The sequence below is a fragment of the Arthrobacter sp. RT-1 genome, from assembly GCF_003367205.1.
GTDB lineage: Bacteria > Actinomycetota > Actinomycetes > Actinomycetales > Micrococcaceae > Arthrobacter.
Genome location: NZ_QRGQ01000011.1, coordinates 36,598 through 49,800, shown reverse-complemented (window position 1 = coordinate 49,800; position 13,203 = coordinate 36,598). Strand labels below are relative to the sequence as shown.

The 13,203-nt window shown below is 66.8% G+C and carries 13 protein-coding genes; 11 read left to right on the top strand and 2 right to left on the bottom strand.

Annotation, left to right across the window (positions count from 1 at the left end; translation table 11 throughout):
* The first annotated feature begins 39 nt into the window (after positions 1-39).
* On the top strand, positions 40-984 hold the full coding sequence (gene dapF, locus DXK94_RS11010) for a diaminopimelate epimerase (RefSeq protein ID WP_115525022.1): 945 nt from the start codon (positions 40-42) through the stop codon (positions 982-984).
* Here dapF and DXK94_RS11005 read toward each other — a convergent pair.
* Positions 956-1,579 (bottom strand): class I SAM-dependent methyltransferase, encoded by a 624-nt coding sequence (locus DXK94_RS11005; protein WP_115525021.1) that lies wholly within the window; start codon positions 1,577-1,579, stop codon positions 956-958. The genes dapF and DXK94_RS11005 overlap by 29 nt on opposite strands.
* Positions 1,580-2,019: 440 nt before the next feature.
* Here DXK94_RS11005 and hflX point away from each other — a divergent pair, with 440 nt between their 5' ends.
* Complete coding sequence (gene hflX, locus DXK94_RS11000; protein WP_115525020.1) at positions 2,020-3,597, top strand: GTPase HflX; 1,578 nt, start codon at positions 2,020-2,022, stop codon at positions 3,595-3,597.
* Positions 3,590-5,647 (top strand): ATP-dependent DNA helicase, encoded by a 2,058-nt coding sequence (locus DXK94_RS10995; RefSeq protein WP_079595472.1) that lies wholly within the window; start codon positions 3,590-3,592, stop codon positions 5,645-5,647. The genes hflX and DXK94_RS10995 overlap by 8 nt, the downstream gene beginning before the upstream one ends.
* 77 nt (positions 5,648-5,724) lie before the next feature.
* Here the strand turns inward: DXK94_RS10995 and lexA are convergent, their stop codons facing one another.
* Positions 5,725-6,462, bottom strand: coding sequence for a transcriptional repressor LexA (lexA, locus tag DXK94_RS10990; protein ID WP_115525019.1), 738 nt, complete (start codon positions 6,460-6,462; stop codon positions 5,725-5,727).
* A 469-nt stretch (positions 6,463-6,931) separates the two neighbouring features.
* Here lexA and DXK94_RS10985 point away from each other — a divergent pair, with 469 nt between their 5' ends.
* From DXK94_RS10985 to DXK94_RS10955, 8 genes are all read left to right on the top strand, one after another.
* Entirely contained in the window at positions 6,932-7,276 is a 345-nt protein-coding gene (locus tag DXK94_RS10985; protein WP_258868520.1) for a LysM peptidoglycan-binding domain-containing protein, read from the top strand.
* Positions 7,277-7,358: 82 nt separating this feature from the next.
* Positions 7,359-8,477, top strand: a complete 1,119-nt coding sequence (locus DXK94_RS10980; RefSeq protein ID WP_115525017.1) for a histidinol-phosphate transaminase — start codon at positions 7,359-7,361, stop codon at positions 8,475-8,477.
* A gap of 64 nt (positions 8,478-8,541) precedes the next feature.
* Positions 8,542-9,168, top strand: coding sequence for an imidazoleglycerol-phosphate dehydratase HisB (gene hisB / locus DXK94_RS10975; RefSeq protein ID WP_115525016.1), 627 nt, complete (start codon positions 8,542-8,544; stop codon positions 9,166-9,168).
* The gene (gene hisH / locus DXK94_RS10970; protein WP_115525015.1) at positions 9,165-9,953 is read left to right on the top strand and encodes an imidazole glycerol phosphate synthase subunit HisH; all 789 of its coding nucleotides are present in this window, start codon (positions 9,165-9,167) and stop codon (positions 9,951-9,953) included. Before hisB ends, hisH begins: the two co-directional genes overlap by 4 nt.
* Positions 9,954-10,115 (top strand): hypothetical protein, encoded by a 162-nt coding sequence (locus tag DXK94_RS21400; protein WP_181884810.1) that lies wholly within the window; start codon positions 9,954-9,956, stop codon positions 10,113-10,115.
* Between the two features lie 38 nt (positions 10,116-10,153).
* Positions 10,154-10,900: a bifunctional 1-(5-phosphoribosyl)-5-((5-phosphoribosylamino)methylideneamino)imidazole-4-carboxamide isomerase/phosphoribosylanthranilate isomerase PriA gene (gene priA, locus DXK94_RS10965; RefSeq protein WP_115525014.1), complete on the top strand. Its 747-nt coding sequence runs from the start codon at positions 10,154-10,156 to the stop codon at positions 10,898-10,900.
* A 28-nt stretch (positions 10,901-10,928) separates the two neighbouring features.
* Positions 10,929-11,804, top strand: coding sequence for an SseB family protein (locus tag DXK94_RS10960; RefSeq protein WP_115525013.1), 876 nt, complete (start codon positions 10,929-10,931; stop codon positions 11,802-11,804).
* Positions 11,805-11,860: 56 nt separating this feature from the next.
* Positions 11,861-13,150, top strand: a complete 1,290-nt coding sequence (locus DXK94_RS10955; protein ID WP_115525012.1) for an MFS transporter — start codon at positions 11,861-11,863, stop codon at positions 13,148-13,150.
* Positions 13,151-13,203 lie beyond the last annotated feature (53 nt).

Sequence of the window (13,203 nt, the reverse complement as noted above, 5' to 3'; positions counted from 1 at the left end):
GTTTCCAGCCCGCCGGGCACGGCCGGTACCCTTGGATCCATGGATGCAACCCTGGCAGAGACCACCGCGCCCGCTTTCCGCACGCTGGGCGGACTCCGCTTCTCAAAGGGGCACGGCACGGGCAACGATTTTGTCCTGGTAGCAGATCCCGAGGGTGCCCACACCATCACGGCCGACCAGGTTGCGGCGCTGTGCGACCGGCACCGCGGCATAGGCGGCGACGGCCTCATCCGGGCCGTGCCCTCGCGGTTCCTCCCCGAGGGGCGTGAACTGCTGGCCGGCACCCCCGAGGCAGAGTGGTTCATGGACTACCGGAACGGCGATGGCTCACTCTCGGAGATGTGCGGCAACGGCGTCCGCGTTTTCGTCCACTTCCTCCGCTCGGAGGGCCTCATCGACCTTCCCGACGGCGGTGCCCTCACCATCGGCACGCGGGGCGGGGCCAAGACGGTGGTCCGTACCGGCGATGACTACGCGGTGGACATGGGTCCCTGGGAGTTCATCTTTCCCGGCGAGGCCACGGCCAAAGCCATGGATTCCCTGGTGACCGCCGAAGGCCTGGAAGTTCCGCGCCCGGCACTGTCCGTCAGCATGGGCAATCCGCACACGGTGGTTGCCCTTGCTGAGTTGTCGGAACTGGCGGGAACCCGGTTGTTCACTCCCCCGAGCGTCGAGCCCGTTCCTGCCAACGGGACCAACGTGGAATTCGTTGTTCCGTCCGAACCACTGGTCCACGACGGCGTCGGGTCCGTCACCATGAGGGTCCACGAACGCGGTGTGGGGGAGACCCAGTCCTGCGGTACCGGGGCCTGCGCCGCCGCCGTCGCCATCCGGCACTGGGCCGGCGCCGAAGCACCTGACACCTGGCGGGTCCACGTCCCCGGAGGAGTGGTGGGCGTCAAGTTCTTCGCCGGCCCCGGAGGGCACGAGCATGTCGAGCTCAGCGGCCCGGCCGTTATTGTGGCAACCGGGACGCTTTCCTGACCTTCAGGATCCGGAAGGACTTTGACGTTGATTCCCGGGTCACGGTGAAGGCGCTGCCGAGTTCGGCCGCCAGCCAGCGCTGGAGGGAATCCGATCCCAGGTTCTTCTGCACCACCAGCCAGGCGGTACCGCCCGGCGCCAGCCGTGGCAGCCACAGGGTCAGCAGGCTGTGCAGCTCATCCTTGCCGATCCTGATGGGGGGATTCGACCAGATGGTGTCGAAGCGTACGTCCGGGTCCACTGCCTCCGGCGTGCTGGCAACAACGTTGGACAGGCCCAGCGCGGCGGCGTTTTCGTTGGTCAGCGCGATGCACCGCTCATTGACGTCCACGGCATAGACCTGGGCGTGCGGTGCCCGCAGGGCCATGGTGAGGGCGATCGGGCCCCAGCCGCAGCCAATGTCCAGCAGGTTGCCCGTGGGGGCTGGCGCCGGAACTTCGGCCAGGAGGATGGCCGTTCCCTTGTCGATCCCGTCCGGGCTGAAGATGCCGCTGGAAGTCTGCAGCCTGCGCGTTTCACCGGCCAGTTCAACAGTGAGGGGCTTGCGGGTAAAGGGGCCGGCGGGCGATGCGCTGAAATAGTGTGCGGACTCCATAACTGGCCAGAGTAGTTCCCCTTGCAGCGTAATGGGAAACTGCCCCCAATCACGCTCTGCTAATCTGGGAGGCATGTTCCTGATCTTCGAGTAGCCGGCACGGGCAAAGCCCGTCCCGAAGCCTGTCCTTCCGCGACAGCCTGTCCCACAGCGATGCAGGTTATTCCTTCCGCTTGTGCACCGGACCAGACGCATCCCCGTTTGCTCCGGCAGCCGGACAACACTCGAAAGTCAGCTTTCCGCTGGTCCTCTCGCCGTTTTTCCGGCCCGTTCCGCCGCCCGTACTTGGTGCGGCACGTCCGCCGCCGCCCCTTCCCGGCCGCCGGCGCAAAACTTCCCAGGAGAACCGCATGACCGCAGGCCGTCAGCCCAGCGCGAATACTTCCCCACAGACCAGCAATCGGCACTATTCTGGAAATGCCGAACCTTCAAAGGAGACCATGACCAGCCAGCCCAACACCGGATCCGATTCAGCCGCCCAGGACATGAGTCCTGAGGAAATCCAGGCTGTTATCGACCGGATTCTCTCCAAGGACGTACCGGCCAAAAACCTCAGCACGCCCCCCACCGACGAACGCGGAGACGGGAAGGTGCTGGGCAAGGCCCAGGCCATTTCCCGCCTGGATGAAGAACACACCACGTTCGACGGTGACCAGCAGGACCTCGAGGAACGCCGCGCACTGCGCCGCACGGCAGGTCTTTCCACCGAACTCGAAGACGTCACCGAGGTCGAGTACCGCCAGCTCCGCCTTGAGCGCGTCGTCCTCGCCGGGCTCTGGTCCGACGGAACCCTCGCCGACGCCGAGAACTCCCTTCGGGAGCTTGCAGCCCTCGCGGAAACGGCGGGCTCCGAGGTCCTGGACGGCCTCGTGCAGCGCCGGGCCAAGCCGGACCCCGGAACGTTCCTGGGCTCCGGAAAAGCCCTGGAACTCAAGGACATCGTGATGTCCACCGGTGCGGACACCGTGGTGGTGGACGCCGAGCTTGCCCCGTCCCAGCGGCGTGGCCTTGAAGACATCGTCAAGGTCAAGGTCATCGACCGCACGGCACTGATCCTGGATATCTTCGCCCAGCACGCCAAGAGCCGCGAAGGCAAGGCGCAGGTTGAGCTTGCCCAGCTCGAATACCTGCTTCCCCGCCTCCGCGGCTGGGGCGAGTCCATGTCCCGCCAGGCAGGTGGCCAGGTGGGCGGCGCGGCGGCCGGTATGGGTTCCCGCGGTCCCGGTGAAACGAAGATCGAACTGGACCGCCGGCGGATCCGCACGCGCATGGCCAAGCTGCGGCGCGAGATCGCCGCGATGAAGCCTGCCCGCGAAACCAAACGCGCCAACCGCCGTCGTAATGCCGTCCCGTCCGTGGCCATCGCCGGGTACACAAACGCCGGAAAGTCCTCGCTGCTCAACCGGCTGACGGACGCCGGCGTCCTGGTGGAGAACGCCCTGTTCGCCACGCTGGACCCCACAGTCCGCAAGGCGGAGACGGCGGACGGCCTGGGGTACACCCTGGCCGACACCGTGGGTTTTGTCCGGTCGCTGCCCACCCAGCTCGTGGAGGCATTCCGCTCCACCCTGGAGGAGGTCGCCGACGCCGATCTGATCCTGCACGTGGTGGATGTGTCGCACCCGGACCCGGAAGGGCAGATCGGCGCAGTCCGCAAGGTCTTCAGCGAAGTGGATGCCCGGAAGGTTCCCGAAATCATCGTCCTGAACAAGGCCGATGCCGCGGACCCCTTCGTGGTGGAACGGCTGAAGCAGCGCGAACCGCGCCACGTGGTGGTATCGGCACGCACCGGTGAAGGAATCGCAGAGCTGCTGAAAGCGATCAGCGACGCCATTCCACGGCCCAGCGTCAAGCTGGAACTGCTGATTCCGTACAACCGCGGTGACCTGATCAGCAAGCTCCACGAGTCGGACGCCGAGATCATCAGCGTGGACCACGTTGAGGCTGGTACCCGTGCCGTGGTGATGGTGCGGGAAGGCCTCGCGGCCGAACTGGAATCATTCATCAGCAATGACTGACGCCGTGGCCGGCGAAGCCACGGACACGGCCGGCGGGCAGTTCGTTATCGAACTGCTCGACCGGGCCGTGGCCGCCATGGGCGGCCAGAGCCGCGCGGGGCAGCACGAGATGGCCAAACAGGTTGCCCAGGCCATCGAAACAGGTAACCACCTGCTCGTCCAGGCAGGAACGGGTACCGGTAAGTCGCTGGCCTACCTGATACCCCTGATCGCGCACGCCCTGGAGAGCAACAAACCCGCCCTGGTCTCCACGGCAACGCTGGCACTGCAGACGCAGATCGTGGGCAGGGACCTGCCCCGGCTCCTCAAAGCCATCACGCCTGCCCTTGACCGGCCCGTCAAAGTGGCCCTGGTGAAGGGCCGGTCCAATTACGTCTGCCGGCACAAGCTGGAGGGCGGGTTTCCGTCCGAGGAACCTTCCGAGGGCCAGCTCTTTTCGCTGGGGGAGGACACCAGCGTTCCCCACTTCGCAGCTACGGTGGGTGGACCCGCGTCCCAGCTCGGAAAAGAAGTGGTGCGCCTTCGTGAATGGGCGGAGAAGACCGCAACCGGCGACCGTGACGAACTCCTGCCCGGCGTAACGGACCGGGCATGGCGGCAGGTGTCAGTGACGTCGATGGAATGCCTGGGCGCGCAGAAGTGCCCGATGGCTGCGGAGTGTTTCAGCGAGCTTGCCCGGCAGGACGCCGCGGAAGCCGATGTTGTGGTCACCAACCATGCGATGCTGGCTGTCAGTGCCTTCGAGGGGCTGGCGGTCCTTCCGGAATACGACGTCGTGGTGGTGGATGAAGCCCATGAACTCCAGGACCGGGTCACGGGTGCGGTGTCGGGCCAGCTTTCGGTGGCCATGATCCACGCGGCAGCTTCCGGGGCGCGGAAGCATACGGCCATCACGGTGGATGCGCTCAACGCCGCAGCCGCCAATCTTGAGCTCGCCCTCGCGGGCGTGCCAAACGGGCTGCTTCCAAACGGGCTGAATGACGAACAGCTGGACTGCATCGACCAGCTGCGTGAGGCCTGCCGCGCGGCGCTGTCCGACTCCAAGGGGGACAGCAGCACCACGGCCGACGGCGGCAGGCAGCTTGCGCGGTCCCGTCTGATGCTCATCCTGGAACTTTGCGAACGGCTCCTCGCTGCCCGCGAGAACCGGGAGGTGGTGTGGTTTTCCCGCGCCAGCTCCTTTGATCCCGCCCAGGGCTATTCACAGCCGGACGAAACAGCGCCGGCCCTGATCAACATCGCACCGCTGTCCGTCGCCGGACGGTTGCGGGAGGGGCTTTTCGCCGGGCACACCGTGGTCCTGACGTCTGCCACGCTTGCCATCGGTTCCGCATTTGAACCGGCCGCAGGCGGGCTGGGCCTGGTGGGCGAGGGTGCTCCCAGCTGGACCGGCGTGGACGTGGGATCGCCCTTCGACTACCCGAAACAGGGCATCCTCTACGTGGCCGGGCACCTGCCCAAGCCTGGCCGGGGTGCGTCCCCTGAATCCCTGGCTGAGCTGGAGGCGCTCATCCGCGCGTCGGGCGGCGGAGCGCTCTGCCTCTTCTCCTCCAGACGCGCCGCTGAAGAAGCGGCCGAGGCCCTCCGGCCCAAGCTGGGCGTGACCGTCCTCTGCCAGGGCGACTCCACCATGACGGCACTGGTCAAACAGTTCGCCGACGAGCCCGACACCTGCCTGTTCGGCACCATGTCCCTCTGGCAGGGAGTGGATGTGCCGGGCGGGTCCTGCCGGCTGGTGGTCATCGACCGGATTCCGTTCCCGCGGCCGGATGATCCCCTGATGACAGCGCGTTCCCGAGCGGTGGCCCAGGCGGGCGGAAACGGCTTTATGTCGGTCTCGGCAACCCACGCCGCCATTCGGCTGGCGCAGGGCGCCGGCCGGCTGATCCGGTCCACCGGCGACAAGGGAGTGGTGGCAGTGCTGGATTCCCGGCTGGCCACGGAGCGGTATGCGGGTTTCCTGCGGGCTGCCCTGCCGCCGTTCTGGGCCACCACGGACCGGAAGACCGCGGTGGCGGCCCTTGAGAGGCTGGCCGGGGAGTCCAACTGAAAAGACGGCACCATGCCCGGGATCCGGGAATGGTGCCGTCTCTTTGCAGGGTTTGGCTGTACCAGGCCCTGTTGTTCCTAGAGTGAGCGCAGGACCGAGACCACTTTGCCCATGATGGTGGCGTGGTCGCCAAGAATGGGTTCGTACTGCGTGTTCTGCGGGAGCAGCCATGTGTGGCCGTCACGCTGGCGGAAGGTCTTGACGGTGGCTTCATCGTCCAGGAGCGCGGCCACGATGTCGCCGTTGGCGGCGTCCGCCTGGCGGCGGACCACCACCCAGTCGCCGTCGCAGATGGCTGCGTCCACCATGGAGTCACCAGCCACCTTGAGCATAAAGAGCTCGCCCTGGCCCACCAGTTGGCGGGGCAGCGGCATGACATCCTCCACCAGCTGGTCCGCCAGGATGGGGCCGCCGGCAGCAATGCGGCCAACCAGGGGAACCATTGCCGTATCCAGTGCCGTGGGCAGCGCGGTGACTGTTGCGCCGGCGCCAGGCGCCGAAGCGGCCGCAGGCTGGTGTGCCGTCTTGGCCGCGCCGCCGTCCAGCGTGAGGGGCATCAGCACCTCCATGGCGCGCGGCCGCTTCGGATCCCGGCGGAGATATCCCAGTTTCTCCAGCTGCGAGAGCTGGTGCGTCACGCTTGAGAGGCTTGCGAGCCCCACCGTATCGCCGATCTCGCGCATGGACGGCGGATAGCCGTTGTCATTGACGGAGCGCTGGATGGTTTCGAGGATTTTTTTCTGCCGGGGCGTCAACCCTTTGGCGGTCTTCTTCGGCTGCGGGGCTGCCCTGCCCCCGGTGGCTGCTGCTGCCATATTCGCCAATGCCTTTCGGTTGCCACCGGGCTTGTCGCTGCGCCGGACTGGGTGAGCTTGCCTCAATGTCAGACCCTGCTGATCAACTTCAAGGGTGGTTGTTCTTTCCTTCAAAACTAGGCCAGCCACATTGCTTTTTCAAACATTTGTTCTAGCGAGTCTCGACATTGTTCGTTGATAGGTGCTAAAACAGAAGGAGCAAAGTTCGAACATGTGTTCTACTCGAGGCTTGCATCATTCGAATACAGCGTGCGTTTTTCGAAGAACCAGCCGAAGTGCCGGCGGTGCAGCAGCGGAGCGGGACATAGAAGCAGCAAGGTCGGGCAGCACAGTACGGTCCAGGAGGGCTCAGTTCATGTCAGCTATATCCGCTTCGCAGGCCAAGGGTCCGCGCGTTCATTCCCATCAGTCCGCACACCAGCTTCTGTCGCAACGGCACAGGTCCCGGTCCTCGCAGGTGCCGGCGGGTATGCCGGAGTCCCCGGGCAAGCCGGCACCCCTGCCGCCGTTGCGCCTGACGCGCCGGGGCAAGGTTGTCCTGATCGGGATTCCGCTGGTGCTGCTGGCTGCCCTGCTGCTATCCCTGGCGGGGTTCTTCAACTCGCCGGCCAAGGCGTCCGATGCGCCGGAGGACCTGTCGGTGACACCCACCGTCACGGTGACCGTCCAGCCCGGCGAATCGCTGTGGGCCATCGCGGGCACCGTTGCCCCTGGCCGGGACGCCCGCGATGTGATTGCGGACATCGTCCAGCTCAACAACCTGCCGGCCGGAGCAGTCCTCCCCGGGCAGCAGCTCTACGTCCCCACCCGCTGAAGCCGCAGAAGTCCGTGCACGCTGAGCGCGAACAGGGGCCGTCACATTTTCCGGTCTCCGGAACGGCCACTAAACTGTTCAGGTGAATGACCAGCTTGAGCGTCTGAACCGGCTTCCCCTCCGCAGCAACCTCCGCGGGCTGACCCCCTATGGGGCGCCCCAGCTGGATGTCCCCATCCTTCTCAACGTCAACGAAAACACCCACGGTGTTCCCGCGGACGTGCGGGCCGCCATCAGCGCCGCGGTAACAGAGGCCGCCGCCGGGCTCAACCGCTACCCGGACCGGGAGTTTACCGAGCTTCGGAAGGCGTTGGCCGAATACCTGGGGCATGGACTGGATGAGGCCAATCTCTGGGCTGCCAACGGTTCCAACGAGGTGCTCCAGCAGATCCTGCAGGCATTCGGCGGTCCGGGCCGGACGGCGCTGGGCTTCCCCCCCACGTATTCGATGTACCCGCTGCTCGCCAGCGGTACCGACACCGAATACATCACTGGCGAACGCGCCGAGGGGTACGGCCTCAGCGCCGAATCGGCAGCACGCCAGGTCAAGGAACTGCAGCCAAACATCGTTTTCCTGAGCTCGCCCAACAATCCCACCGGCACGGGCCTGGGAATGGATGTTGTGGAGGGCGTCTATGCCGCCGGTGAGGCCAGCCAGACGATCGTGATCGTGGACGAGGCTTACCACGAATTTGCCCACGACGGCACGCCGAGTGCCCTGACCCTGCTGCCGGGCCGCGAGCGGCTCATTGTCATCCGCACCATGAGCAAGGCTTTTGCCCTGGCCGGCGCCCGGCTGGGCTACATGGCCGCGGCACCCGAGGTCACGGACGCCCTGCGCCTGGTCCGGCTGCCCTACCACCTGTCCGCCGTCACCCAGGCCACGGCCCTGGCCGCCCTGCAGCACCGCGAAGCACTGATGGCCGATGTTGAGGACATCAAGAGGCAGCGTGACCGGATCGTCTCGGAGCTGACCCGTATGGGCCTTAAGCCCGCTGCCTCGGACTCCAACTTTGTCTTCTTCGGCGGACTGGATCGGCCCCACGACGTCTGGCAGCAGCTGCTGGACGCCGGTGTGCTGATCCGGGACGTCGGAATCCCCGGCCACCTGCGCGTGACCGCCGGCACTGAGACCGAAACCACAGCCTTCCTCACGTCCCTGGAAAGCATCCTTGCAAGCCAGGCTGCCCTTCCAGCCTAGACTTGACCTACCGGGCGCTGGGCGCCCCCAAAATCAAACCTTCTGCCTTAAAGGACACCTGACCATGACTTCCACCGGATCGAACGCGGCCGCCTCCCGGACTGCGCGCATGGAGCGTGCCACCAGCGAGTCGTCCGTGCTCGTGGAAATCAATCTCGACGGCACCGGCATCTCGGACATCGACACGTCCGTGCCGTTCTACGACCATATGCTCACGGCGCTGTGCAAGCACTCGCTCATCGACATGACGGTGAAGGCCACCGGCGACATCCATATTGATGTTCACCACACCGTGGAAGACGTCGCCATCACCTTCGGCGAGGTACTGCGCACCGCCCTGGGCAACAAAGCCGGGATCCGCCGGTTCGGCGAAGCTACCGTTCCCCTGGACGAAGCGTTGGCCCACGCCGTCGTGGACGTTTCCGGACGGCCCTACCTGGTGCACGGCGGCGAGCCGGCCGGCCAGGAGTACCACCTCATCGGCGGCCACTTCACAGGCTCCCTGACCCGGCACATCTTCGAAGCCATCACGCTGCACGCAGGGATCTGCCTGCACATGAACGTGATCGCGGGCCGCGACCCGCATCACATCGTGGAAGCGCAGTTCAAGGCGTTCGCCCGGGCGCTGCGCGCTGCCGTGGAGCCGGATCCCCGCGTTGAAGGCATCCCGTCCACCAAGGGCGCGCTGTGAGCGGCCAGGTCCTGAAAGACGGGGCCATCATCGATCCTTCTGCGTCCCGGAAGCTGCCCTCGCCGGAGGGAAAGCCCACGGTCACCGTCCTGGACTATGGCTCGGGCAACGTCCGGTCGGCCGTGCGCGCCCTGGAACGGGCCGGTGCCGAGGTGGTCCTCAGCGCCAAGCCCGAGGATGTCCTGAACGCCGACGGCCTGGTGGTCCCCGGCGTCGGCGCCTTTGAAACCGTCATGCGCGAACTCAAGGCCGTGGACGGCATCCGCCTTATCGGCAGGCGGGTTGCCGGCGGCCGCCCGGTCCTCGGTATCTGCGTTGGCCTCCAGGTGCTTTTCGAGGCCGGCGTCGAACACGGCACCGAGGCCGAAGGCATCGGGGAGTGGCCCGGGAAAGTCGAGCTCCTCCCGGCGGACGTGGTGCCGCACATGGGCTGGAACACGGTGAAGGTGCCGGAGGGCTCCAAGCTCTTCGCCGGGGTTGAAAACGAGCGGTTCTACTTTGTGCACTCCTATGGAGTACAGGAATGGAACTTCGACGTCATCCAGCCGCGGATGGCGGCGCCCTTGGTCACCTGGTCGGAGCACGGCGCCCCGTTCATCGCGGCGGTCGAAAACGGCCCGCTCTGTGCCACGCAGTTCCACCCGGAAAAGTCCGGCGATGCCGGTTCCCGGCTGCTGCGGAACTGGGTGGAGGCCCTGCGCCGCCCCGCTGCCGGCGGCAATGCCCCGGCTGCGGAGAACCCGGCCGCCGGCGACACTTCAGAGCCGGCCGGCGGCAACGCCTAGATGCTGTGGTCCGTTGTCCTGATGGCCCTCGCCGGCCTGCTGGTGGGCGGAGCCCTGTCCTTCCGGCAGCAGCACAAGCCGCTCTGGACCCAAATATCGTTCTACGTCCTGGCGGGCATGGCTTTGCTTGCCGCCTACCTGCTGACGCTGCCGGCCAACTGACGGCCCGGCCCACCCTGCCCCAACCCTGAAGGATGAAGATGACCACCGCTAACGATCTGCCGGTTCTTGAACTGCTGCCCGCCGTTGACGTCGTGAACGGGCAGGCCGTCCGGCTGGTCCAGGGCGAAGCGGGCAGCGAAACGAGTTACGGCACTCCGCTGGAGGCCGCGTTGAACTGGCAGCAGCAGGGCGCGGAATGGGTGCACCTGGTGGATCTGGATGCCGCTTTTGGACGAGGATCCAACGCTGAACTGCTCCGGGAAGTGGTGGGCCGGCTGGACATCAACGTGGAACTCTCCGGAGGCCTGCGCGATGACGAAACCCTCGAGGCCGCCCTGGACCTCGGCGTAGCCCGCGTAAACCTGGGCACCGCCGCCCTGGAAAATCCGGACTGGACGCGCCGGGCCATCGACCGCTTCGGCGACAAGATCGCCGTCGGCCTGGACGTTCGCGGAACCACCCTTGCCGGCCGCGGCTGGACCAAGGAAGGCGGGGACCTCTGGGAGGTCCTGGGCCGCCTTGAAGAGGCAGGCTGCTCCAGGTATGTCGTCACCGACGTCACCAAGGACGGCACGCTCCAGGGTCCCAACGTCGAACTCCTGCGCCAGATGGTGGAGAAGACGGGCAAGCCCGTGGTGGCCTCCGGCGGCATCTCCAGCCTGGACGACCTGAAGGTCCTGCGTTCGCTCGTGCCGCTCGGTGTCGAAGGCGCAATCGTAGGCAAGGCGCTGTACGCCCGGGCCTTCACACTTCCCGAAGCCCTCGACGTCGCCGGCCGCCGCTAAGGGCGCGGCAACAGGGACCATTCGCAGCATGGCCAACCACGAAGCACCCGCACCGCGTCCCCTTCCAGGGCACATCGCGGCAGCACTGGCAGGCGCGGGAGGTGCCACGGACTCCGCCGGCCAGCCATGGGCGGGCCGCAGCCTCGCCGGCGACGACGCCAGGATCCACAACTTCGAGGACGATGACGGATCGGCTGACGCCGGTTACCTCGCCGCCGTCGCGGACCTCCGGGCAGGCGCAGCGGACGAAACAGCCGTTGTTGCTTCCCTGGCCACCGCCCGGGTCTTCATTCCCATCGTTGCCCAGCTCGCCGAAGAAGGGGAATCCGCCCATGGCCTGCACGCGGATAAGCAGGCTGACATGGCTTTGGTCACCCTGAAAGCCGCAGACGGCCGGACCGCCATGCCAGCGTTCACCTCGGTTGCGGCGCTGGCCAGCTGGCATCCGGACGCCCGGCCGGTAGCCGTCTATGCAGCCCGTGCTGCCTTGTCTGCGGTGGCTGAGGGCGCCGAACTCCTGGTTTTGGATCCCGGGGCCGAGGTCACCTTTGTGGTCCGCCGGCCTGCCGTGTGGGCCCTTGCCCAGCAGCAGGACTGGACCCCCTCCTACATGGATGGGGAACTCGCGGCGGAAATGGGCCGGGCCGCGGCGGATTTTCCCGCTGTCCGGCGCATCGAGTTGTTGCCCGGCGGGGGAGTGGCGTCCCGTACGGCCGACGGATCCGCCATGCCGGGCGGAGGAGCCGGACCCGAGCTGCAGGTGGTGCTTTACCTCGAAGACGGCCTTGACGCGGCAGGGGTTCAGCAACTGGTGGCGGGACTCCAGGCCCAGTGGTCACGGAATGTATTGTTTGGGGAGCGGGTCGACTCAATCGAGATCAAGTTGCGGCGCGCAGCACAGTAGCCGGCAGCCGTGCGGGGTGACCCCCGGTCCGCTGCGGCAGACGTAAGGATCACCTCGTGAATTTCGCTCTCTACCGGGAGTTGCTCGCCGTCCGGCCCATCCGGCGCCTGCTCCTTGTGGGCATGGTCGCCCGTATCCCGCATTCAGCTGCCGGAGTCCTGCTGACCCTCCACATTGTCCTGACCCTCGGCGAGGGGTACGCCGCCGCCGGTGCGGCAGCGGCCGTCATGACCATCGGCATCGCCCTTGGTGCCCCCTGGCGGGGCCGGCGCGTGGACACCGCCGGCCTGCGACGGGCCCTGATCCCGTCCGTCATCTCGGAAACCGTCATCTGGTCCATCGTTCCGCACGTGTCCTACCAGTGGCTCCTGCCGCTGGTGTTCGTGGGCGGCCTGCTTACCCTGCCCATCTTCAGCGTGGTCCGGCAGTCCCTGGGCGTGCTGGCCGACGGCGACCAGCGGCGTACCGCGTTCGCCCTGGACGCCATCACCACCGAGATGGTGTTCATGATCGGCCCGGCCGCGGGCGCAGTGGTCGCCACAAGCGGCTACACCACCGCCGGCTTGACGGTGGTGGGCGTCTCCACATCACTGGCCGGGCTCTTCCTGATCTGGTTCAATCCGCCCACCCGGAGCCCCGAACAGAGCGCGGAGTGTGCCGCTGACCAGCGCCATGCCGCGGAAGTCGCCGTCGTGTCCTCCGCCCCGGCCCACGTGCAGGAGGCGGCTGCCGAGCTGGTACCGGCCGGAGCTACGGCGACGCCCGGACTCCGCAGCAAGGTGGCCCGAAACTTCGCCTGGTTCACCGCCACCGTGGCCGCGCTTTTTGCCGTGGCGGCAGGCGCCGGAATGGTGCTCAGCGGCACCGACGTGGGTATCGTGGCAGCCCTGGAAACCGGCGGCCGCCAGAGCGAAATCGGCATTGTCTTCCTGTTCTGGTGCGCCGCGTCAGTGGTGGGCGGGCTTGTCTACGGCGCCATGCACCGGCCCGTCGCGCCGATTGTCCTGCTGCTCGGCATGGCGGCACTGACCATCCCCATGGGATTCGCCCACGACACCTGGACACTGGCCCTGTTCTCGATCCTGCCGGGACTCCTGTGTGCTCCGGTGCTCTCCTCAGCCTCCGAGAAAGTGGCGGACCTGGTATCCGAGGAGCGCCGCGGGGAGGCCATGGGCTGGTATGGCTCGGCGCTGACCGCCGGAGTTGCCCTGGGCGCGCCGCTCGCCGGGATCTTCATCGACGGCATGGGTCCGTCCGGCGGGTTCGTATCCGTGGGGGTTGCGGGCGTCCTGCTGTGCCTCGTTGGCCTGGTTCTCCAGCTCCGCCGCCGCAGGGTGGCCGCCTGACCTTCCCAGCACACGGCTGCTGTGGGTCAACGGATGGACTGCCGCCTCACCGG

Excerpts from the sequence above, each read along its gene's own strand:
- dapF (WP_115525022.1), top strand. The coding sequence starts at position 40 with ATGGATGCAACCCTGGCAGAGACCACCGCGCCCGCTTTCCGCACGCTG.
- DXK94_RS11005 (WP_115525021.1), bottom strand. The coding sequence starts at position 1,579 with ATGGAGTCCGCACACTATTTCAGCGCATCGCCCGCCGGCCCCTTTACC.
- hflX (WP_115525020.1), top strand. The coding sequence starts at position 2,020 with ATGACCAGCCAGCCCAACACCGGATCCGATTCAGCCGCCCAGGACATG.
- DXK94_RS10995 (WP_079595472.1), top strand. The coding sequence starts at position 3,590 with ATGACTGACGCCGTGGCCGGCGAAGCCACGGACACGGCCGGCGGGCAG.
- lexA (WP_115525019.1), bottom strand. The coding sequence starts at position 6,462 with ATGGCAGCAGCAGCCACCGGGGGCAGGGCAGCCCCGCAGCCGAAGAAG.
- DXK94_RS10985 (WP_258868520.1), top strand. The coding sequence starts at position 6,932 with ATGCCGGAGTCCCCGGGCAAGCCGGCACCCCTGCCGCCGTTGCGCCTG.
- hisB (WP_115525016.1), top strand. The coding sequence starts at position 8,542 with ATGACTTCCACCGGATCGAACGCGGCCGCCTCCCGGACTGCGCGCATG.
- DXK94_RS21400 (WP_181884810.1), top strand. The coding sequence starts at position 9,954 with ATGCTGTGGTCCGTTGTCCTGATGGCCCTCGCCGGCCTGCTGGTGGGC.
- priA (WP_115525014.1), top strand. The coding sequence starts at position 10,154 with ATGACCACCGCTAACGATCTGCCGGTTCTTGAACTGCTGCCCGCCGTT.
- DXK94_RS10960 (WP_115525013.1), top strand. The coding sequence starts at position 10,929 with ATGGCCAACCACGAAGCACCCGCACCGCGTCCCCTTCCAGGGCACATC.